This is a genomic window from Alteromonas sp. ABH4_456 (assembly GCF_056160645.1).
Genome location: NZ_JBSWXO010000009.1, coordinates 79,404 through 101,589 on the forward strand (window position 1 = coordinate 79,404; position 22,186 = coordinate 101,589).

Genomic DNA, 22,186 nt, shown 5'->3' on the forward strand with positions numbered 1-22,186 from the left:
CACATATCCAACACTACAGAGAGCCTAACACTTTATCAGCAATGCTGAGTGTTTTATCAATTACGTCTGCAGTGTGCATTTTTGACACAAACCCTGCTTCATAAGACGCCGGAGCCAGGTAAGCACCGTTGTCCAGCATGCCGTGATAGAACACACGGAATTGCTCCTGGTTGCAGTTGATGGCCTGCTGGTAGTTCGTCACGCGGTCAATGCCGGTAAAGAACAAGCCGAACATGCTGCCGGCAACGTTGGTGGTCATAGGGATGCCGTGTTTATCCGCCAGAGCCTGAAAACCGTCTGCCAGTGCCTGAGTTTGAGCGAAAATCCCTTCATACATGGCGTCATCATCAAGTTGAGCCAGTGCGGCAAGGCCGGCTGCCATGGCTACCGGATTACCTGATAAAGTCCCTGCCTGATAAACCGGGCCGGTAGGGGCGATATGTTCAATAATGTCGCGGCGGCCACCGAATGCACCCACCGGCATACCGCCACCAATCACTTTACCCAAACAGGTAAGGTCCGGCCTGATGTTGTATCTTGCCTGTGCACCGCCTTTGGCGACACGGAAGCCTGTCATCACTTCATCGAAAATCAATACACTGCCGTGGTCATCACAGATCTTACGTAAGCCTTCAAGGAATCCTTCTACAGGCGGAATACAGTTCATGTTGCCGGCAACCGGTTCAACGATGATGCAGGCGATGTCATCGCCGTGTTCACGGAAGACTTCTTCAACGCTTTCAAGGTTGTTGTATTCCACCGTCAGCGTATGCTGCGCCACATCCGCAGGTACACCCGGTGAACTTGGTACGCCCAGTGTCAGTGCGCCGGAACCGGCTTTTACAAGCAGTGAATCGGCATGACCGTGGTAACAGCCTTCAAATTTAACCAGCTTGTTGCGGCCGGTATAGCCACGGGCCAGCCGGATTGCCGACATGGTTGCTTCGGTCCCTGAATTTACCATGCGTACCATTTCCATTGACGGCACCATGCTGCTGACCATTTCGGCCATGATAATTTCTGATTCTGTAGGCGCACCAAAACTCAATCCGTTTTGTGCGGCATTGATAACAGCTTCACGGATTTTATCGTTGTTATGACCCAGTACCATGGGGCCCCAGGACTGCACGTAATCAATGTACTGATTGTCGTCAGCATCCCAGATGTAAGCGCCGTCTGCTTTAGTGATGAAACGGGGTGTGCCGCCTACCGCTTTAAAGGCACGGACCGGGGAGTTCACGCCACCGGGAATCGTTTTTTGCGCGCGGGCAAAGAGGACTTCAGATTTTGACATAATGCTTATTGGCTCTTGTTAGTGTACCAAACCACGTCGCGTTCATATTTCGCGACCAGATCTTCAACGCCCAGTGTCAGCGCGAAGAGTGCCATTCTTACCAGCACGCCGTTATCGGTCTGCCGGAAGATGGCCAGGTTCGGGTTGGTATTCAAATCGTTATCCAGCTCATTAGCTTCCATACGGGAATCCCGCGGAAGTGGATGCATGATCACCGTTTTTGACTGGAAATGCTTAGTGTAAATAGACTGGTTGAGGCGGAAGCGGCCACGGTATTTATTGGCTTCTTCCTGAGAAGGAAAGCGTTCTTCCTGAATGCGTGTCTGATAACAGATGTCCGCATCTACCGTGCCGTCGATATGCTCAGAGATAGTCAGTTTGTGACCGGCATCTTCAATGGCAGAGACAATGTAGTCCGGCATGGCCAGCTCTGCTGGTGCGATAAGTGTAAAGTGGATATCCTTATACAAACACAGCAGTTTCGACAAAGAATGTACGGTACGGCCATATCGCAAATCACCAATCATGGCGATGTGGAGTCCGTCGATGCCTTTACCATTGTATTCCAGCTCACGCTTTATGGTAAATAAGTCCAGTAATGCCTGCGTCGGGTGTTCGTTTGCGCCGTCGCCGCCGTTGATGACCGGTACACGGCTGCCGTCAGCAAATTCGCTTACTGAACCCGCGTGCGGATGACGCATGGCAATAATATCGGAATAGCCACTTAATACACGGGCTGTGTCGTAAAGCGATTCACCTTTCGCAAGCGCAGAGTTGCTCATGCCGGTGGTTTCCCGTACTTCCCCGCCAAGCAGGTTAAAGGCAGTCCCGAAACTTACCCGTGTACGTGTGCTGGGTTCGAAAAATAAGTTACCCAGGATGGCGCCGTCCAGCACCGTGGTGCGCTTCTGACGCTTTGCATAAGGCTCCATGGAATGGGCCACAGAAAAGACTTTCTCGATGGCATCACGATCGAATTGATTGACCGAAAGGATATGGTTGCCGGTAAACTGTGACATAGTGCTCTCAACAAACAAAATAAACCTGAACAGTTTATCAAAAAGCCGGCGATGTGTAGAGATAAGAACCTTAAATAGGTTTATGAGTTTTTCTGCGCAGGCCGGGGTAAAATCAAACTTTCTTCAGATAATCACCGGATGAATGTGACAAAGCGACCGCAGGCAAACAAACCATCCCGTTCATGGTGGCGGACTGACTGTCCGCAATGCCGGCGTCTGCGTATGATATTCATCTGGGCGGTTATCGTATTTGTGGTGTATTTTTATGTCTGGAACTGATTCTGACCCTATTTATGTCAGGGCAACGTCAAAGGGTAACGGCATCACTGCATTGGTGCTGGGTGTGGCCGGACTGATAATGTCGGCAATATGGATGAAATTTCTGCCGGACTGGCTGTTTCTGGCTGCTATTTTCCTGACCAGTGCGTCGATTGTATCGCTGCTCATCGGCTGGTTCAAAGTAAGAGAGCCTCAGTTCAGTATCGAAATTTCTCCGCAGGAAATCCGTTATCATCACCGGTTGGGCAACTGGCTGTTACAGTGGGATAACGTGCAGCGTATAGACTGCCCGCGGGTGCAGCAGGGTTTGGAACAGGTGGAGCTTGAAGCGGTAGGTTTCCGGATTAAAGACTACGGTGCGTTCTTAAATCATGTTTCCCCCCGGCTGGCCACCCATTTACTGATGGAGCAACGTCCGTTGCTGCTTCACAGAGATGAACAAAACTGTAAAACCGGTGCCTGTTTTGAGCAGGAAATGTTTGATGATAAACATTACACCACTGCAGACAATCAAACTTTTACCGGCGTTAAAGCCATGCTGGCGAACAGAATGTCTCAGCTTCGTCAGTCGCTGGGCTATGATGTGTTTATTGCCGCCTCTGATATTGATCGTGAACCTGCTGACTTTGCCCGCTTTATGCGCCAGTGCCAGCAAGCCCGTCAGGACAGACTGATGGATACTCAGGCAGGTTGATGCCTGCACATTCCCCTGAGTCTCCGGCTCAGGGGAAGGTGTAATTCATTTCTTCCAGGAAGCGTCTGGCTTCTGTCATTAATATTTCGCACTCATTCAGCAGGGCAGGCAGATGCTCAGCAATCAGGAAGTTTTGCTCAAGTTTCAGCGCGATTTCCAATTCTGAAGCCAGTTCCTGTAACTTCGGTACACCGGTGTAGCAGCAGGCTCCGTGAAGTTTGTGCACTTCCGCCTTCAGGCCGTCGAAGTCTTTTTCTTTCCACATCGATTTTAATGTGGAAATGGTGGGCGGCAGCAACACCACAAAATCCCCCAGTAACGAGCGTGCAGCTTCCGGGTTCTGGTGGGTGCGTTTAACCGCCAGTTGCCAGTCCAGAGTAGGTAAAGCCATGGCTGTCGGGGTGGCGTTCTGACACCAGCGCTTAATCAAATCGAGAAGGGCGCCCATTTCGATAGGCTTGGGCAGATAATCGTCCATACCTGATGCCAGCAACCTTTCCTGTTCCTCTTTGAAAGCATGGGCGGTGACTGAAATGATAGGGGTACCCATATTCAGAGCCGTTTTGCGGATCAGTCTTGATGCCTGCAAACCGTCCATACCCGGCATCTGAACATCCATCAGGATGAGATCATATTCCGTGCTCTGACAACGGTTAACGGCATCCTGGCCGCTCATGGACGTGGTCAGACTGACCGGTGAGTGATCCAGCCAGGTATGCAGCAGCTTAAGGTTCATTTCCATGTCATCAACAGCCAGAATACGTGCCTTGGGCAGGTTATTCATCTTATCCTGCATCGGATTACGGCGACGGGCTGTTTTCTGATGCAGCAGGCTTTCCAGTTTGGTGAGTGTGACAGGCATTCTTACCTGTTCATGGAAGTGCTGGGTCAGGCTGGGATACTGGTTGAACGGTTCCGGACCGGAGTACCACAGGATGCGTTTTTTCGCCGGAAACTCCACCAGTTCACTGAGGTACGTGTTCCGCTTCTCCAGATGGGAAACCGGTACAGTAGCAAACAGTAAATCAGGATGTATATCCAGCATGTTCAGAAAGGCTACGGAATCTGCTGATGTCACCCTGGCTCCCAGTGCGGTGAGCATGGAGGCAGTGGCTCTGCGGGTGTCCGGCACAGGGTCGAATACCACAACCCGTTTTCCAATCCATTCGGCGTTCGGTGTCAGACTGTATTTCTGACTAAGCTGATTCGCCCGCAGACGGATGTCAAAGACACTGCCAAGCCCGGGAACACTATTTAAATCCAATGTGCCGCGCATCAGTTTAATCAGCTCCCGGCAGATAACCAGGCCAAGCCCTGTGCCCTGATAGCTACGGTTCAACGCATCATCAATCTGGGAGAAAGCATTAAACAGCTTTTTCTTATCCTGGCGGCTGATACCAATACCGGTATCTTCAATCCGGAAGTGTAATTCATGGATGCCGTGGGGCAGGGACGTGCCTCTCACTGTGAGGGTGATGGTGCCGGAAGAGGTGAACTTCAGTGCGTTACTGAGGAGGTTGTTCAGTACCTGCTTAATTCTGAATACATCGCCGATGAGTTTTTCCGGTAACGGGCCGGTATCAAAAACAAATTCCAGCCGCTTGGAGTGGGCAGACTTAGACATCAGCGTCACCATGTCTTCCAGTAACTGGTTCGGTGAGAATGGCTGATTGTTAATTTGCAGCTTACCGGCCTCAATTTTAGAGAAATCGAGTACGTCATTGACGATACCCAGCAGGTTATCCGCCGCTGTGTTGATGATTCGAACCTGCTCCTGTTGTTCCACCGGCAGGGCAACATGGGTGAGCTCTTTACTGAATCCGAGAATGGCATTGAGTGGTGTACGGATTTCATGGCTCATATTGGCCAGGAACTGAGATTTTACGTTACTGGCTTTAATAGCGTCTTTGCGGGCAATGTCCAGACGGGCATTCTGCTCTTCAATGAGTTCCATATTATTGCGAAGCTCATTGGTTGCCTGGCTAACCTCAGAGGCCAGTTGGTTGCGACTCTTTTCCATGAGGGCGAAGGAGAACAACCCGGCTTCGATAAACACGCCGACCTGGAAGCAGTATGTGGTGTAGTCATTGGAAGGTAAAACATTCAGTAAGCTCAGAATGCCCACAATTGCGCCGCTGGCCAGCATGCCCCAGGCGAAGATGAAATAGAGGGCGGGTTTGAACTTATTAACGTAAGCCTCAAAGCCGGCATAGATGTAACTGCAAATCGCAATCATACCCACGCCATACACCAGGTTATTCTTCCAGATGTGAGACAGCAAATCGATGAGACAGCCTGCGCCGATAACGCCCTGCAAAACCAGCAGAGACATGATCACCGGATGGGCATTCGGGGCATGTTTTCTGGTTTCCAGAAAGGTAACCGTGAACAGCCCGGAGCTGATCCCGATGATGACGAAAATCATCTCTGTATGCGCAGCAAACCACGGGTCAAAGCCGTCGCGGAATATCAGGTGAAGATGGCCGCCCCAGACAAATTGCCATAGCAATACCGCCACAATGTAGCCCACGTAAGCGACCAGGCTTGGCTCTCTGGAACCGAAGAACAGCGCGAAGTTGTATATTGCCAGAATGATCAGGCCGCCGTAGAACAATCCCCACAGCAGACTGTCCAGTTGTACGCCGAAACTATGGCGGGTTTCCGGCTCCACAGATAACGGTACAATCAGGCTGGAAGAGGCACTTTCGACCCGCAGGTATAACTCCAGCGGGGCGTCCACCGGCAGCTCAGCCCGCATGGTGGGAACACGGAATATCTGCTCGGTTTGCAGCTTACCCTGATGACTTTGCTTTAAGACTTCATCGCCTCTGACGAGATAAAAATCGACTTTATCTAACTGGCTGAAATCGATATTGAATACCCAGTCACGGGTATTACTGGTGTTGTTGAATTTGGTAACCAGCCACAATGCGCGGGACTGAAAACCGAAATTAGGATTCGGGTCGGTGTAAAAACGGAAATCAGGACGACGCTTGATTGCTTCACTGATAGTCAGCTGCGTGTCTGTCTCGAAGTAAAATTCAAAATTGTCCGTCAGGCTGGTTTCAATATTTTCATTGATGAGCTGATGGGTAGTCTGAGCCTGAGCCGGCGCAGTGCACACCCCAAAAAACATCAAGATGCTGAACCAGGACCACAGTACTGCGCGCATTTTTGATAAGCTGGTTGGAAAAACGTGCGCCTATTAAACCACCAACAGGCGCGCTTGTACAAAAAACAGGGTGTAAATTGCTGCTATCTGTAAAATTATCCTTCCGCATTACGGAAGGCTTGACGGTTATTTAAGCATGGGCAGATTCAGGTCGTGTTTCTGCGCACATTTCTGTGCCAGTTCGTAACCTGCATCAGCATGACGCATCACGCCGGTGGCCGGGTCATTCCAGAGTACACGGCCAATGCGCTTGTCAGCTTCTTCAGTACCGTCACACACAATTACAACACCTGAATGCTGGCTGAAGCCCATGCCCACACCACCACCATGGTGCAGTGATACCCAGGTGGCACCGCCGGCGGTATTCAGCATAGCATTGAGCAGGGGCCAGTCGGAGACCGCATCCGAACCGTCCATCATGGCTTCGGTTTCACGGTTCGGGCTCGACACAGAACCGCTGTCCAGGTGGTCGCGGCCAATAACCACCGGCGCTTTCAGTTCACCGTTACGGTACATTTCGTTGAACGCCAGTCCGAGACGGTGACGGTCGCCCAGTCCCACCCAGCAAATGCGTGCCGGTAAACCCTGGAAGCTGATCCGTTCCTGCGCCATATCCAGCCAGTTGTGCAATGAAGCGTCATCAGGCAGCAGCTCTTTTACTTTGGCATCGGTTTTGTAAATATCTTCCGGGTCGCCTGAAAGGGCAACCCAGCGGAATGGTCCTACACCTTCACAAAAGCGCGGACGAATATAAGCGGGTACAAATCCCGGGAAGTTAAAGGCATTGGTTACACCTTCCTGCAAAGCCACCTGACGGATGTTATTACCGTAATCAAAGGTAGGGATACCCATATCATCAAAGGCCAGCATCGCTTTTACATGTTCCGCCATAGACACTTTCGCTGCTGCAGTCACTGCTGCCGTGTCGCTCACCTGTTTCTCACGCCATTCTTCCAGCGTCCATCCCGCAGGCAGGTAGCCGTTAACCGGGTCGTGGGCTGATGTCTGGTCGGTAACCATATCCGGCTTAATGCCACGCTTAACCATTTCCGGCAGTACTTCCGCTGCATTTCCTAACAGGCCTACCGATACCGGTTTACCGTTTTCTTTTGCCCGCTCAAGGATGGCCAGAGCTTCATCCAGTGTCTCTGCCTTTTCGTCCAGATAGCGGGTGCGCAGGCGCATATCAATGCGGGTAGCATCGCACTCAATAGCGAGCATAGAGGCACCGGCCATGGTGGCCGCTAAAGGCTGTGCACCGCCCATACCGCCCAGTCCGGCAGTCAGGATCCAGCGTCCTGCCAGATCGCCGTTGAAATGCTGGCGGCCGGCTTCGACGAAGGTTTCATAGGTGCCCTGAACAATGCCCTGAGAGCCGATGTAAATCCATGAGCCGGCAGTCATCTGGCCGTACATCATGAGGCCTTTTTTATCGAGCTCGTTAAACGTGTCCCAGTTCGCCCAGTGGGGAACAAGATTGGAATTGGCAATCAGTACACGCGGCGCATTTTCGTGGGTGGGGAACACTCCCACCGGCTTCCCTGATTGCACCAGCAGGGTTTCATCGTCATTCAGGTTTTTAAGCGTATCGACAATCTTGTCGAAACATTCCCAGTTTCTGGCTGCTTTACCTATACCGCCGTAAACCACCAGATCTTCGGGACGCTCTGCCACTTCCGGGTCCAGGTTGTTCATCAACATACGCAGGGGCGCTTCGGTCAGCCAGCTTTTAGCGTTCAGTTCACTGCCTCTCGGGGCACGGATTACTCGGGATGTTGTCATGATCTTTCCTCAGGATTTTGCCCGGTCAATCAGCCGGGAGAGTAACTGTTTTAATTCGTTTTGTAGCGGAGCAGCATAAGCCGCATCGTATTGCGGGCGGCCGGGCTCTGCCGGCTCGCGCAGGTAGCAGCGCTGGGCAATTTCCAGTTGCAGCGCATGAATACCTTGTCCCGGATTACCGTAGTGACGGGTGATCCAGCCGCCTTTGAAGCGACCATTGCTTACCGCAGAATGGGGACTGCTTTGCAGCGCAGAAAAAGCAATGGTGGCGTAGTCGCTGTGACAACTTTTATCTGTGTTTGTACCCAGATTCAGGCCCGGTAATTCACCTTCAAATAAACGGGGGCACAGCGAGCGGATGGAATGGGCATCAAACAGGACGACCTGCCCGTGCTGACGCTTAAGCCGGTTCAGCTGGTGGGACAGTGCGTTGTGATAGGGCATAAACCACGTGGCTTTACGGTATTCCGTCTCTTCTTCAGAAAGCGGTGCGGCATAAAACGGTACGCCGTCGAAACGTTCCTGCGGGCAAAGTTGTGTGGTGGTCTGGCCCGGATAAAGCGATACGCCGGACGGGTCCCGGTTTAAATCGATGACCGTGCGGGAAATATGGCTGCGCACCACGGTAATACCGAGTTCAGGCGCGAAACTGTACAGCTTGTCTACCCACCAGTCGGTATCAGCCAGTGCCGTTTCTTTATCGCATTGCAGCTGTTGTACTATTTCATCCGGTATGGTCAGCCCGGTATGAGGGATACTCAGCACAAGGGGCGCATTGCCCTCGCTGATTTCCAGCCAGTTACTACTCATGCTGACGCTCCGCCGGACTGCGCCGGGTTAAAAATCTCTGCGACCGGTCCTGTAAGGCCTGACCCTGATATAAGCGCAAAGGCGGCTGCCATGTCTTTTGCCATGTAGCGGTCATCCTGCAACATGGGGACTTCACTGCGCAGGGTTTGTCTGACGGTTTCCAGATGAGGACTGGTTTTCATGTCACTGTGCAAATCGATGCCTTGCACGGCAATCAACAATTCTATGGCCAGAATATGCTGCAGATTGGTGTTCATACCAGCCAGTCTGCGTGCACCGTGCGCGGCCATTGAAACGTGGTCTTCCTGATTTGCGCTGGTGGGAATGGAGTCCACACTGGCCGGGAATGCCTGTTGTTTGTTTTCAGATACCAGGGCAGCTGCCGTAACCTGCGGGATCATAAAGCCTGAATTCAGGCCCGGACGGGGCGTTAAAAATGCCGGCAGACCTGACAGCGCAGGGTCAACCAGCATGGCAATACGCCGCTCGCTCAGTGAACCGGTTTCGCACACGGCCATGGCAATCATATCGGCTGCAAAGGCAACCGGTTCGGCGTGAAAGTTTCCTCCTGACAGGGCTTCATCCGTATCACTGAAAATGAGGGGGTTATCTGACACACCATTGGCTTCAGTAAGCAGGGTGGTGGCGGCCTGATTCAGTAAGTCAAAAGCGGCACCCATGACCTGGGGCTGACAGCGAAGACAGTAAGGGTCCTGCACTTTCTCGCATTGCAGATGAGAGTCACGGATTGTACTGCCTTCCAGAAGCTCACGCAGCGCTGCAGCTACGGTGATTTGGCCCTGGTGACCACGCAAGGCGTGAATGCGTGGATCCATCGGGGCGGTTGAGCCTTTGGCCGCATCGGTAGACATGGCACCGGTAACAAGTGCGCTGGCGAAGCCATGTTGTGCGGCGAACAACCCAGCAAGGGCCTGAGCTGTAGAGTATTGGGTTCCGTTAAGGAGCGCCAGACCTTCCTTCGGTCCGAGGCTGAGCGGAGTGAGTGAAGCTTTAGCTATGGCGTCAGCGGCAGGCATTTGTTTGCCGTCGACCAGCACATCGCCCAGTCCGATGAGCGCCATAGTCATATGAGATAAAGGCGCAAGATCGCCGGATGCCCCGACTGAGCCTTTTTCCGGCACAACCGGTGTGATGCCCTTATTCAGGAAAGCTTCCAGCAGTTTAACCGTTTCCAGCTTCACACCGGATGCGCCATGTCCAAGGCTGGCCAGTTTGAGCGCTATCATCAAACGGATAACGTTAACCGGAGCCGGCTCACCCACACCGGCAGCATGAGAAATGACGATGTTGTGCTGTAGTTGTGCCAGCTGATTATCAGGAATACGCACATTCGCCAGTTTTCCGAAGCCGGTATTAATACCGTAAACCGGTTTGTTGCGGGCGATAATACGCTGAACGGCCTGCTCTGAAGCAATCACCCGGGGTAAAGCATCTTCGTGCAGAACAGCCGGTGCACCTTCGTAAATCGTACGCCAGTCTTTAAGTGATACCTGACCAGGTTGCATTATTATTGTTGTCATTTTTCCAGTCCTCTGAAGATTCGGCGACGTAAGGCATTAAGTCCGATTTGATAAATAAGGTGTGCCGGTGACGGTGCGTCCCAGCAGGCAAGGTCGCAGTACTTTCCGGCTTCCAGACTGCCGGTCTGAGATTGCTGACCCAACGCAGCGGCGGCATGAAGTGTCATACCACTGAATGCTTCCGCAACAGTAAGCCCGAAAAGGGTACAAGCCATGTTCATGATAAGAAGTGGAGACGTTACCGGCGACGTACCGGGATTGGCATCTGTAGCAACAGCCATCGGAACATTATGTTGTCTGAGTAATTCAACCGGTGGCTTCTGCGTTTCTCTCAAACAGTAAAAGGCGCCCGGCAGCAGCACAGCTACGGTGCCGGAAGCGGCCATGGCTTCCACGTCTTTCGCGGTGGCAAATTCAATGTGGTCGGCAGACAGTGCCTGATAGTTTGCTGCCAGCGACACGCTGCCATTATCTGACAGTTGTCCGGCATGAAGTTTTACCTTGATCCCGGCCTGTTTGGCAGTGTCGAAAATCCGGCTGGTTTGCTGTGGCGTAAAGGCAATGTGCTCACAAAATGCGTCTACTGCATCAATGTTGCCATCTGCCAGTGCAGCCGGGATCAGCTGTTCACATACATACGACACATAATCGTCAGCGCGGCCTTTAAATTCCGGCGGTACCACATGTGCGGCCAGCAGTGTGGGGGAGACTGACACTGCACGATGCTGCGCCAGTGACCGTGCAACCCGTAACTGCTTAAGTTCAGACTCAATATCCTGTCCGTAACCGGATTTTATCTCTACCGTCGTCACACCCTGTGCGAGCAGACTGTCGAGCCGGGGCAGGGTTTCATCCAGCAGGGTTTGTTCTGATGCGGCGCGGGTTGAGGTAAGCGTAGACATAATGCCGCCACCTTGTGCGGCGATGTCAGCGTAACTGGTCCCTTTCAGCCTGGCTTCAAATTCATTGGCACGGCTGCCTGCATACACCAGATGGGTATGACAGTCGATGAGACCGGGTGTTACCAGCAGGCCCTGTAAGTCAATAACCTGATCAGAATGATACTTCGCAGTGACGGCGGCAGCAGGACCGGCGGCCAGAATTTTGCCATCAGCCATCGCGACCGCACCGTCTTCTGTTATCGCCAGAGGGGCGGCGGGATCGGCCATGGTTACCAGCCTTGCATTCACCCAAATCTTTTCAGCTTGTTGCTTCATGCGCTTGTCTCTGTGGACGCTATTTCAATTTAATATAGCCAACAATTTTTAATATGTATAGTCATATAAATCCAAATATTTATCCATTTCATCGCAATATCTATGTTGCGTCTTGTATTTATTGCCAGCCCCCGATATAACAGAACAATAAAAATAAAATTGCCTGTCACCATTATCATAAGTATAGACATAAGAGGTAAGCATGAATTCAGTGTTGATTGCGGTGTGCATAATGCTGGCGCTAAGTCTGGCGCGGGTGCACGTAGTTATAGCGCTTATTATCGCGACGTTTGCAGGTGGCCTGCTCAGTGGCTTGGGTACCTTAGGCACGCTGAATAACTTCAACAGCGGACTGGGTGCAGGCGCGACGGTAGCACTGTCGTATGCTTTTCTGGGGGCCTTTGCGGTGGCAATTTCCCGCTCGGGTATTCCTGATCTGCTGTCCGGGCAGGTACTGAAAAAACTTGATAAGAAGCAGGGGGAAAATCCCGCGCTGGCACGGAATATCCGTTATGGCGTAATGGCTGCTTTGTTAGTGATGGCGGTATGCTCGCAAAACCTCATTCCTATTCATATTGCCTTTATTCCTTTGCTGGTACCGCCTCTGCTGCTGGTCACGCAAAAGCTGAAGCTGGACCGGCGCGCCATAGCCTGCGTGCTGACGTTTGGTTTGATCACTCCGTACATGTTTCTGCCGGTGGGGTTCGGTTCCATTTATCTGAATGACATTCTGCTGGTAAATCTGCAGGAAAGCGGCGCTGATGTGTCCGGTGTATCTGTCATCCGGGCCATGGCGATGCCTGCTCTTGGCATGCTGGCCGGTTTACTGGTTGCTGTGTTTATCAGCTACCGGAAGCCGCGGGAGTACAGTGATAAAAAGCTGAAGCGGGCTGAGCATACAGAGGTGAAATACAGCGGCCGTTCACTGGCGGTGTCAGGTGTTGCCGTGATTACTGCATTTGTGGTGCAACTGATGTTTGACTCTATGGTGCTTGGTGCACTGGTGGGCTTTGTGATCTTCAGTATCAGCGGGGTTATCCGCTGGAAGCAGGCCGATGATGTTTTTGTTGAAGGCATGAAGATGATGGCCAACGTGGGCTTTATCATGATCACAGCGTCCGGGTTCGCGGCAGTGATGCGTGCAACCGGAGATATTCAGTCTCTGGTTGATACCAGTGCGGCGTTGATTGACAACAGCAAGGCGTTAGGCGCGCTGATGATGTTAGTGGTGGGTCTGGTGATCACCCTTGGCGTGGGCTCTTCTTTTTCCACTGTCCCGATTATCGCCGCGATTTTTGTGCCGCTGGCCTTGCAACTGGGTTTTAGTCCGCTGGCCATTGTCACGCTGGTGGGCACGGCAGGTGCACTGGGCGATGCGGGCTCTCCGGCTTCAGATTCCACTTTGGGACCCACTGCCGGACTAAATGCAGACGGTCAGCACAACCATATCTGGGACACGGTTGTACCTACCTTCTTACACTACAATTTACCCTTGCTGGCAGGCGGTTGGGTTGCTGCCATGTTGCTATAGCAGGAAGCCGAAGCCTTTATAAAAGCGTGGCTGCGGTTAACCGAAAGCGGGTGAGAAACGGGCGAGAAGATTATAGGCATCGCCCGGAAATAACTGTCTTACGTAGGTGATCCCTTCGCCGCCACGCCAAGTCTGACGCTCCAGCAACAGGCATGCTGTACCTTCTTCAATACCCAGCGCTTCAGCCTGTTCTGCATTGGCTGAAATGGCAGAGATACGGTGCTGGGCTTTACTCCAGGCTACATGCTCAAGCAGCCAGTGACCCGGCGACACATCCTCAAACGTGATGCCTTCAGCCTCAGGGACGGCATTCAGGTTGATGAGACGCATTTCCAGTGCAAAGGGCCGGTTACTTGCCAGATGAAGACAGCGTAATTCCAGTAACGGATTGTCAGCACCCAGTTCCAGTTCTTCCGCTTTCCGTTTCTGCGCGGTGCGTTTTCGCCGTGATAACAGAGAGAAACCGTATGGTTGCCCACGGTTCGCAATTTCAGTTTGTATATCGGGAATATCCACAATGACAGACTGAATTTTCGGACGCGCCACAAAAGAGCCGGCGCGACGGCGGCGATGAATCAATCCTTCATCTACCAGAGAGGTAATGGCTTTGTTTACCGTCATACGGGAGCACCCGTAGTTCTCAACAAGCTCATGCTCAAAAGGGATTTTGTAACCCGGAGGCCAGGTGCCCGAGAGGATCTGCTGACGAATGTCGTTGCAGATTGTCTGGTGCAGCGTATCTTTGACCCCTTTTTCCTGCGGTTCTGGCGGCATTACTGAAATACTCTGTTAATGGTCTTAATGAAGGCGCGTTGCGCGTGTTCTCTGCCGGCATGGCGGCCTTCTTTTACTGTAAGCCGGCCATTTACCCACACACAGTCAATCAGGTCTTTATTGTGACAGAAAACCAGTTGCTCGATAATATTATCGTGAGACCTTAGCATATCGGGTAACCCGCTGATTTTCAAAGAAACCATATCGGCACAGGCGCCGGGTTGCAATCCGGGGGCCGTGCCCAGTGCCTGAGCGCCGCCGGCAACGCTTTGTTGCCACAAAGACTGACCACAGCGTTCGCCTGCATGACGCTGGCTTACATTCCGGTTTTGCAGTTGCAGGCGCTGACCATATTCGAGCAGGCGTAACTCTTCCGGTGCATCAATTTTCACGTTGGAGTCTGAACCCACACCAATGCGGCCGCCGGCTTCCAGAAACGGGGTAAGCGGAAACAGGCCGTCACCCAGATTGGCTTCGGTAACGGGGCACAACCCGGCGACAGCCTGTGAACGGGCAATACCGGAAATTTCGGCTTCATCCAGGTGAGTAGCATGCACCAGACACCAGCGCGCATTAACGGGCTGATTGTCCAGCAACCACTGAACGGGACGCGCGCCGTAATGGGCCAGACAACTGTTCACCTCTTTCATTTGCTCTGCAATGTGAATGTGAACCGGTCCGTTTCCCAGCGACGTTAAAAACTGCAGCTCTTCTCCGGTCACTGCCCGTAAACTGTGAGGGGCTACGCCGGTTACGGCACCGTCTGTAGTCAGCAGCCGGCGTTCAATATGCTCATAGAGTTTACCGAAGTCGTCGGTGCTGTGAATGAACCGTTGCTGTGCAGCTTCCGGTGCCTGACCGCCGAAACCACTGTGCGCATAGAAAACCGGAAGCATTGTGAGGTTGATGCCGGTATCGGTGGCAGCATCGATGATGGCATCACTCATGGCGGCAGGCTGGCCGTACGGTTTACCATCAGGCGCATGGTGAAGGTAATGAAATTCGCCAACACGGGTAAACCCGCTCTCCAGCATTTCAATGTATGCAAGGGTGGCAATTGCAGTAAGGTCGTCCGGTGTGAGTTTTTCCAGAAAGCGGTACATTACCTGCCGCCAGGTCCAGAACGAATCTGCGCCCGGTCCTTTCACTTCTGCAAGCCCTGCCATCCCTCTTTGAAAGGCGTGACTGTGCAGGTTTGGCATGCCGGGAAGCAGCGCATCAATCACAAGATCTGAAGGTTCAGGGCTTGCCGGTGTGATATGACTTATTTTCCCGCCGGCAATACTGATGCGCTGATCCTGATGCCAGCCGTCAGTGAGCAATACATGACGGGCAAAAAGGGTATAGTCAGAAAGCGATGCAGTATGTGATGTCATGGTAGCTACCATTCGGAAGATGATAGATTTATTGTATAGACATAATTCGGGAAAGGAAACAAAAATACCGGCTCAGTCGTCGACAGAGCCGGTTGCATAGTTATGCGTTGTGGCGTTACTTGTACAGGTTGTTGAAGATAAACTTGTACGTGCCGTGTGACTGGGCGCGCCATTGAGGCTGGAAGCCCAGCAGGTACACCTCGCCGTTACCGTAATTCACTTCCATAGCAGCCGCTTTGCCATTTATCGCTTCAGGGTGCAGCAACACACCGCTCAGCAATACATCACCTTCTTCAGGGTAGGAAGACAATATGGTGCCGTCAAAGCCGGGTAACGTATCAAAGGCAGGACCGTGTGAGAACATCACCACCGGGGCATCCGGCAGGCCCTGTGTGGCGGCACTGTCAGCTTCTTTGTTCAGTTCGGTTTGTACCAGTGCACCGGCACAGTAGAAAACGTCACTGCCCACACCGGCGAGGACATTTTTTACCGGCAGTCCCAGTAAGCTGATAGCGGCATCAGACGCCTGGTTGAAGGCAATGAGTTTACCGCCACGGGCAACAAAATCCCGTAATGCCTGTGCACCTTCTGAACCAATGCCTCCGGCATATTTTGCCGGTACAGGATCTTCTGTGGCACCACCGGTACGGTTATACCAGCTGTCGCTCTTGGGTGCACTGAAGCCTTCGGTGATCCAGCTTAAATCGATGTCCGGCAGTACCAGTACATCAATTTTCGACAGTAAATCTCCGGCTTTCATATCGTCGTTGTACAGGGTGACCGGGTTATAACCGTACTGCTCGAATATCCAGCGGGTCCAGCCTTCGTCCATAGACGGTTTCCACGGACGGTAGAGTCCAACTCTCGCTGTTTCTACTGCCTGCGCATTTTCAGGTGCGCGGGAAGTGCCTTGCAGAGTAACATCGTGGGCTGTGGCCAGCGCTTCAGCGCTGTCTTTGTCTATCCCTGAAATAAAGAATGCGGGTTGCTCGTCATGCATTCCGCGGCTTACCGAAGCACCTTTTGCAAGGGCTGCATTAATCAGGGCGAAGCTGGCATTCTGATTCTGAGGAGCAACAAAAACATTACCGCGGCCTTCAATACCGGAGGGCAGATCTACGGTTGTAACAGCTTTCAGTTTCTTCTTGTCGCGGTCAGACAGTTTGGATGTCAGCGCTACTGTATCCACACCCATTTGCAGGGGTAAAGTCCAGCCTGTGGCATCGTAGGGCAGATTTTCCGGAAGGCCGTCTTTATCAACAAAGGTAGCGGGATACGTTTGACGTTCAAACAACTCCTGTACCAGTCCGGCGAACGGCTGATCCATGGGGATAACCCAGCTGCCTGCAGCGACTTTGGTGTCGCCAAATGTAGCGGATTTGCTTACCTGATACACTTCAATCTGCTGGCGCAGCATGACTTCAACCAGTTCACCGGCCTCTGATAAATCGTGTTGCTGAGCCGGAATTATCCAGGCAAAAGGCCCTTCTTCTTTAAAACGGGCGACGGTATCGCGACCTGACTGATAGCGGTCATACAAGATTTGCTCGCGGTAGCGTGATGCAGTATCCAGCGTAGAAAGTGAGGCCACTTCCATATAGTGTACGGCATCATCCAGCGTCCATTTGCCGCCTTTCCACGGAGACGGATACATCACCTGAGGCTTCAGATCTTTGCGGTTATCCGGAAAGTCTTTGGCATCGTATTCCCAGGGCGTGGCGTAAAGGTGAAGAGCCGTTTCCGTGAAATAGGAAATAGTGTGGCGGAAGGCGTGGGTGTAATCCAGAAAGCCCGGGAACCAGTTATCAAACCGGGCCTGCGCGATAGCTCCCGGTAACTGCTGGTGCTCGAACTCGCCAATCATGTGCATGCCAATCAGGCTGGTCCAGTGTCGTACCAGCGGGTCGATATTTTCTGAAATAGGATCTGAAAACGGCGGTACCCAAATCCGGGCTGGGAAGGGCGCTTTCTGGTGCTGGGAATAGAAAATCGCCGGCGCATTCTCCTGAACCTGAGCGGTGACAGAGCGGCTTTCTGTCATATTCAGCATATAGCCGTCACGGTTGTTGTCGTGGCCGACGTACTCCTGATAAAGCCACGGCATGGGGCTGGTTTCGTGCTCTGTTCCGGTGTTCTGACGATACCAGTCAACCACCATATCTTGTCCGTCCGGGTTCAGTGTCGGCCATAAAACCAGAATCACATCGTCAAGGATGCGGCTGATTTTCGGGTCGTACGAGGTCACCATGGTATGAGCCAGTTTGATAGGAAGCTGATGGTCAGCCACTTCAGAGGCGTGCATGCCGCCATCAATATGAACGATAATTTTTGAGGTGGCAGCCAGTTTCCGGGCTTCCTCATCCGTCAGATCCCTGGAATCAGCCAGCCTGCGGGAAATGGCTTTATACTCTTCCCACTTCGCCAGGTTGTCCGGTGTGGAGATGATGGCGTATTCGAAGGTTTTACCTTGCGTGGTTTTACCCGCCGTGAACATCTGCATTTTATCCGTGCTGTCTGCCAGCGCATGAAAATACTTCAGTGAATCTTCGTAATTCGCCAGATAAAAATCATCACCCGGCGCGTGCCCCAGTACATCAACCGGAGCCGGTATGGCATCGTTTTGTGCCAGTACCGGCGCAGACGTGCCAAGCAGGCCACTGATCATCAAGCCCAAAGCCAGCTTTCTAAAGGATTTAACGGGCTTTGCTGTAAAAAACGCTCCGTTGGAAATAGTCATATTTGTTCCTTTTTTAATGTTGTTATCCGGCAACCGCACTGTAGTGCCATTGCCTGAGTGTCCGTCAGAAGAAGTCTTTACGTACGGTTATACCAACTGTTCCGGGTTGAGCGCTACTGGCAAACACATTGGGATATGATGAACTGCCGCTGATATACATGTGTGGCTTTAATTATCGCATCCTTATGCAGGTAGTATTTTAATAGGTCTATACATTTAAGGGTTGTGGGTGCTATAAGTCTGCCTTTGATACTTTTATATAGTGTGAGTATCCTATTTATCACGTTGAATTTCGTATTTGTGAGGATAGCTTGACTAATATTTCAGTTAAAGTGCAGCGGGGTTTTCAGTTTTTATAGATATATACAAGATAATTTCTGGTGAATAAATATGCTATTTAGCTGAATGTTGAACGTGGAGAGTGCAACTTGCACTAATGTTGGGCGGAGGGGCTTACGGCGGGAAAACACTGAGGCGCGGTACTAACCACACGCCTCAACAATCATGACATCCACGCCATGCTGCCTGATACGTTGCACGGCTTCAGGGTTGGCCTGGCTGTCGGTGATCACAATGTCTACTTCCTCCAGGCCACAGAAAAGCAGGTTGCCTTTCACACCGATTTTGGTGCTGTCAGCCAGTACCACCAGCTTGTCAGCCCGTTTGCGAAGTTTCTGTTCTGCTAGAATTAGCAGCGGGTCGGTTTCCATGATGCCAAATTCGCTGACCCCGGGTGATCCCATGAACATCATGCTGCCCCGGTATTTTTGCGTCGTATCGTTTTCAAACGAGCTGAGAATAATGCTCTGGTGGCGGTAAACCTGTCCGCCGGGCAGGGCAACCTGATTCTGGCTGCTTTCCAGCAGTTCGTGGGCAAGAATGAATGAGTTAGTCAGGATGTTCAGTTTTCTGTCGGCCAGGAACTCGGCCATCATAAACGTCGATGTACCGCCATTTATAATGATGGCGTCACCGTCCTGAACGAGCTGGGTGGCCGCTTTGGCAATCATCCGCTTAGTGTTCGCATTACGGCTTCTGTCCTGTGCAAAAATGCTGGCAGACAGCCCGGGTTTGCTGTCCCGTACCGCATTCTCTTTTACCTGCGCACCGCCACGAATTTTGCGAATTTTATCCAGTGCCGCCAGCTTGACTAAATCCCGGCGGATGGTGGCTTCTGACGATTTTAACTGTGAGCAGAGATCTTTCACGCTGAGAAATTCGGTTTCATCCAGAGCGCTGATGATCAGTTGATGCCGTTGTTTTTCAAGCATGTGCGGTCTTCTTATTTTTCCGTAAATAACAAGGGGCAACGAACCCCGGTTTATCCTGCCGTTTCCGGACGGGCAGTAGTTTCTGTGTCGCGGAGCCGGTTTAAAGCCTCTGTGAAAGCGGGTTCCGGCACAATGGCTCCCGGAAACCGGATAATGGTGGACGCCACATCAGCCCCCTGCTGCGCGGCCTGACGGACGCTTTTTCCGTCGAGGCGGGCTGCCAGATAGCCGCCGGTAAATCCGTCACCCGCCGAGGTGGTATCGACAACATGGGCTACCGGTGTCACGGGAATGGTGACCATGGTTTCATTACACAGCACGCGTATCTGGTCGGTTCCGTTCTTCGCAACAACTTCCTTTACGCCCCAGCCAGCCACAATATCCATCACATCAAAACAGTCTTTGTGGCCGAAAAGCAGTTTGTGTTCATCCATGCCGGGAAAGGCGATATCAGCAATATGGTAAGCCCGTCGGGTCCATACTGCGGCTTCATCAACAGATGCCCACAGCTGCGGCCGGTAGTTAGGATCAAACGCTACTCTGATACCGTTTTCTCTTGCCTGATGCAGCCAGTCGAACAATAAAGCCCGTTGGGTTTCATCCAGTACCGCCAGTGTAATTCCGCTCAGGTAAATTAAATCTGCCTGTGGTAAAGGTGTTGGTTCTGAGCCGGTGAGGGTTTGCTGCCACAGCGTTACCCATTCCCTTGCTGCCGCGTCATTGCGCCAGTACTGAAAGCTTCTTTCTCCGCTGGCGTCGGTATGAATGGCATAGAGTCCCGGCCCCTTTTCGGGGTGGGTAAGTATGAAGCCGGTGTTGATGCGTTCCTCATTCATGGCCTGTTTCATTGCTACACTAAAGGGATCCTGCCCCACAGCGGTGAGCATGCTCACCTCGCAGTCGGGCAGGCAGCGCTTGAGATATACCGCCGTATTGTAAACATCGCCGGCAAAACTCTGCCTGAATAATCCGGGTTCCGCGCGGGATAATTCCACCATCACTTCGCCGGCAAGCAGGCAGCGTGGTATGGTTGTATTAAAAAGCGAATCTGCTGTCACAGGCACCGACCTAATTACTTACCCGTTCAAGCTGATAGGCATCTTTATAGATGCCTCTGGCTGCTTCTTTAACCATTTCAGCTACTTTAGGCACGGCTGTTTTAGGGAATACAGCGGCCGGTGCGGTGATACCCACCGATGCCACCACGGTGCCGAGGCTATTGCGCACAGGTACTGCAACACAACGTACGTCCTTGTTATATTCTCTTTCGTCAACGGCATAGCCTAATGCCCGGACCCGGTTAAGCTCTTTGCGCAAATCGGCGATGTTAGTGATGGTAAACGGCGTATGCTGTTCCATAGGATGTTCGGCCAGCAACAGTTCCAGATTGTCGTAATACAAAAACGCCAGAAACACCTTTCCTGTTGAAGAACAGTGCATTTGGGCTTCTACGCCAGGGCGTTTGGATACCATTAACGGATTCGGGCTGTCGAACACTTCGACGATCAGCGCTTTACCGTGATTCGGTACAGCCAGATGCGCAGTATGACCGGTGCGCAGGGCCAGACGCTGAATATGGGGAATGGCCATTTGCTGCATGCGATCTGAGTGAATGATTTGCAGACCTAACTGCATCAGGTTGGCACCACAGAAGTAAATTTTGCCGCGTTTTTCCAGCATCTCTTCAGCAACCAGCGTACGCAGTAAACGGAAAACCGTGGTTCTTGGCAGATCCAGTGCAGCTTCCAGTTCCTGCATGGTCATGCCGCGATCTCTGCTGGCCAGCAAGCGGAAAACTTCGCAGGCATGCACCACACTGGGTATCAAATATCGTTCTGTCATAACTGTGTCCTTTTTTGCTATGTAGCTAACCTTTATTCGCTGCCGGAAGGGAACTGCCAATCCCGCCCGGTACGGGTTACCGGGCTAAGAATCCGCCATCGACGGCCAGAATGTGTCCGTTGATGTAATTGCTTGCTGCGCTGGCAAGAAAAACGGCTGCCCCCTGTAAGTCCTGCGCCTCGCCCCAGCGGTTAGCAGGAATACGCTTGAGAATTTCAGTGCTGCGGTTTTCATCATCCTGCAGGGCCTGAGTATTGTCGGTACGGATGTAGCCCGGTGCGATGGCATTAACCTGCACATTATGCGCGCCCCATTCATTGGCCAGCGCTTTGGTTAAACCGGCAATGGCGTGCTTGCTGGCGGTATAGGCAGGAACCGTTATGCCTCCGCTGTAGCTCAGCATCGATGCAATATTGATAATTTTCCCCGACTGGCGCTCTACCATGGTTTTGCCGATGGCTTGCGACAAAATAAATGCAGAATCAATATTCACCCGCATCACTTCCTGCCACTTCTCCCGCGGAAAATCAGTTGCCGGTGCCCGGAAAATCGTTCCGCCGTTATTGAGCAGAATATCCACGCCCCCATACACAGATAACGCTTCTTCAGCGAGGGCTTGTGTTGCATCAGCGTCACTTAAATTGGCTGACAATGCGGTGGCTTCGCCACCGTTATCGCGGATTTGGGCAACAGTATCGTCACACCCGCCGGCGCGGCTGCTGGCACAGATCACTCTGGCGCCTGCACTGGCAAGCCCGGTGGCGAGGGCCTGACCTATTCCACGGCTCGCGCCTGTCACCAGGGCTGTTTTGTTCGTTAGATCAAATGAAACAGACATAACCGGTTT

At 52.3% G+C, this 22,186-nt stretch carries 16 protein-coding genes; 2 read left to right on the top strand and 14 right to left on the bottom strand.

Annotated elements, in window-relative coordinates; translation table 11 throughout:
* Positions 1-13: 13 nt before the first annotated feature.
* Together hemL and ACXAG2_RS14375 are read right to left on the bottom strand one after the other, a co-directional pair.
* Entirely contained in the window at positions 14-1,294 is a 1,281-nt protein-coding gene (gene hemL, locus ACXAG2_RS14370) for a glutamate-1-semialdehyde 2,1-aminomutase (RefSeq protein WP_474841537.1), read from the bottom strand.
* A gap of 5 nt (positions 1,295-1,299) precedes the next feature.
* On the bottom strand, positions 1,300-2,313 hold the full coding sequence (locus tag ACXAG2_RS14375; RefSeq protein WP_474841535.1) for an aspartate carbamoyltransferase: 1,014 nt from the start codon (positions 2,311-2,313) through the stop codon (positions 1,300-1,302).
* A 265-nt stretch (positions 2,314-2,578) separates the two neighbouring features.
* Between ACXAG2_RS14375 and ACXAG2_RS14380 the strand changes: the two genes are divergently transcribed.
* Positions 2,579-3,286 (top strand): DUF2982 domain-containing protein, encoded by a 708-nt coding sequence (locus tag ACXAG2_RS14380; RefSeq protein ID WP_119502779.1) that lies wholly within the window; start codon positions 2,579-2,581, stop codon positions 3,284-3,286.
* A 28-nt stretch (positions 3,287-3,314) separates the two neighbouring features.
* On the opposite strand, the gene ACXAG2_RS14385 is transcribed toward ACXAG2_RS14380, so the two are convergent.
* The 5 genes from ACXAG2_RS14385 to hutI form a co-directional block, all read right to left on the bottom strand.
* Positions 3,315-6,422 carry a hybrid sensor histidine kinase/response regulator gene (locus tag ACXAG2_RS14385; protein ID WP_474868235.1) on the bottom strand — a complete coding sequence of 1,036 codons (3,108 nt, stop codon included), beginning with the start codon at positions 6,420-6,422 and terminating at the stop codon, positions 3,315-3,317.
* A 162-nt stretch (positions 6,423-6,584) separates the two neighbouring features.
* Positions 6,585-8,240, bottom strand: a complete 1,656-nt coding sequence (gene hutU / locus ACXAG2_RS14390; protein WP_474868004.1) for a urocanate hydratase — start codon at positions 8,238-8,240, stop codon at positions 6,585-6,587.
* Positions 8,241-8,249: 9 nt separating this feature from the next.
* Positions 8,250-9,050, bottom strand: a complete 801-nt coding sequence (gene hutG / locus ACXAG2_RS14395; RefSeq protein ID WP_474868006.1) for an N-formylglutamate deformylase — start codon at positions 9,048-9,050, stop codon at positions 8,250-8,252.
* Positions 9,047-10,591, bottom strand: a complete 1,545-nt coding sequence (gene hutH / locus ACXAG2_RS14400) for a histidine ammonia-lyase (protein ID WP_474868008.1) — start codon at positions 10,589-10,591, stop codon at positions 9,047-9,049. Before hutH ends, hutG begins: the two co-directional genes overlap by 4 nt.
* The gene (hutI, locus tag ACXAG2_RS14405; RefSeq protein WP_474868010.1) at positions 10,588-11,808 is read right to left on the bottom strand and encodes an imidazolonepropionase; all 1,221 of its coding nucleotides are present in this window, start codon (positions 11,806-11,808) and stop codon (positions 10,588-10,590) included. The genes hutH and hutI overlap by 4 nt, the downstream gene beginning before the upstream one ends.
* Positions 11,809-12,010: 202 nt before the next feature.
* Here hutI and ACXAG2_RS14410 point away from each other — a divergent pair, with 202 nt between their 5' ends.
* Positions 12,011-13,339 (top strand): Na+/H+ antiporter family protein, encoded by a 1,329-nt coding sequence (locus ACXAG2_RS14410; RefSeq protein WP_474868013.1) that lies wholly within the window; start codon positions 12,011-12,013, stop codon positions 13,337-13,339.
* A gap of 36 nt (positions 13,340-13,375) precedes the next feature.
* Here ACXAG2_RS14410 and hutC read toward each other — a convergent pair whose 3' ends face one another.
* The 7 genes from hutC to ACXAG2_RS14445 form a co-directional block, all read right to left on the bottom strand.
* Entirely contained in the window at positions 13,376-14,113 is a 738-nt protein-coding gene (hutC, locus tag ACXAG2_RS14415) for a histidine utilization repressor (protein WP_474841522.1), read from the bottom strand.
* Positions 14,113-15,489 (bottom strand): formimidoylglutamate deiminase, encoded by a 1,377-nt coding sequence (locus ACXAG2_RS14420; RefSeq protein WP_474868016.1) that lies wholly within the window; start codon positions 15,487-15,489, stop codon positions 14,113-14,115. The genes hutC and ACXAG2_RS14420 overlap by 1 nt, the downstream gene beginning before the upstream one ends.
* Before the next feature lie 115 nt (positions 15,490-15,604).
* Positions 15,605-18,226: a M14 family metallopeptidase gene (locus ACXAG2_RS14425; protein ID WP_474868019.1), complete on the bottom strand. Its 2,622-nt coding sequence runs from the start codon at positions 18,224-18,226 to the stop codon at positions 15,605-15,607.
* A 482-nt stretch (positions 18,227-18,708) separates the two neighbouring features.
* Positions 18,709-19,497 carry a DeoR/GlpR family DNA-binding transcription regulator gene (locus ACXAG2_RS14430; RefSeq protein WP_474868022.1) on the bottom strand — a complete coding sequence of 263 codons (789 nt, stop codon included), beginning with the start codon at positions 19,495-19,497 and terminating at the stop codon, positions 18,709-18,711.
* Positions 19,498-19,547: 50 nt separating this feature from the next.
* Positions 19,548-20,555, bottom strand: a complete 1,008-nt coding sequence (locus ACXAG2_RS14435; RefSeq protein WP_474868025.1) for a sugar kinase — start codon at positions 20,553-20,555, stop codon at positions 19,548-19,550.
* A 10-nt stretch (positions 20,556-20,565) separates the two neighbouring features.
* A complete protein-coding gene (locus ACXAG2_RS14440) occupies positions 20,566-21,339 on the bottom strand; it encodes an IclR family transcriptional regulator (RefSeq protein WP_119502766.1) in 774 nt (257 codons plus the stop codon).
* A gap of 76 nt (positions 21,340-21,415) precedes the next feature.
* Complete coding sequence (locus tag ACXAG2_RS14445) at positions 21,416-22,177, bottom strand: glucose 1-dehydrogenase (protein ID WP_474868028.1); 762 nt, start codon at positions 22,175-22,177, stop codon at positions 21,416-21,418.
* Positions 22,178-22,186 lie beyond the last annotated feature (9 nt).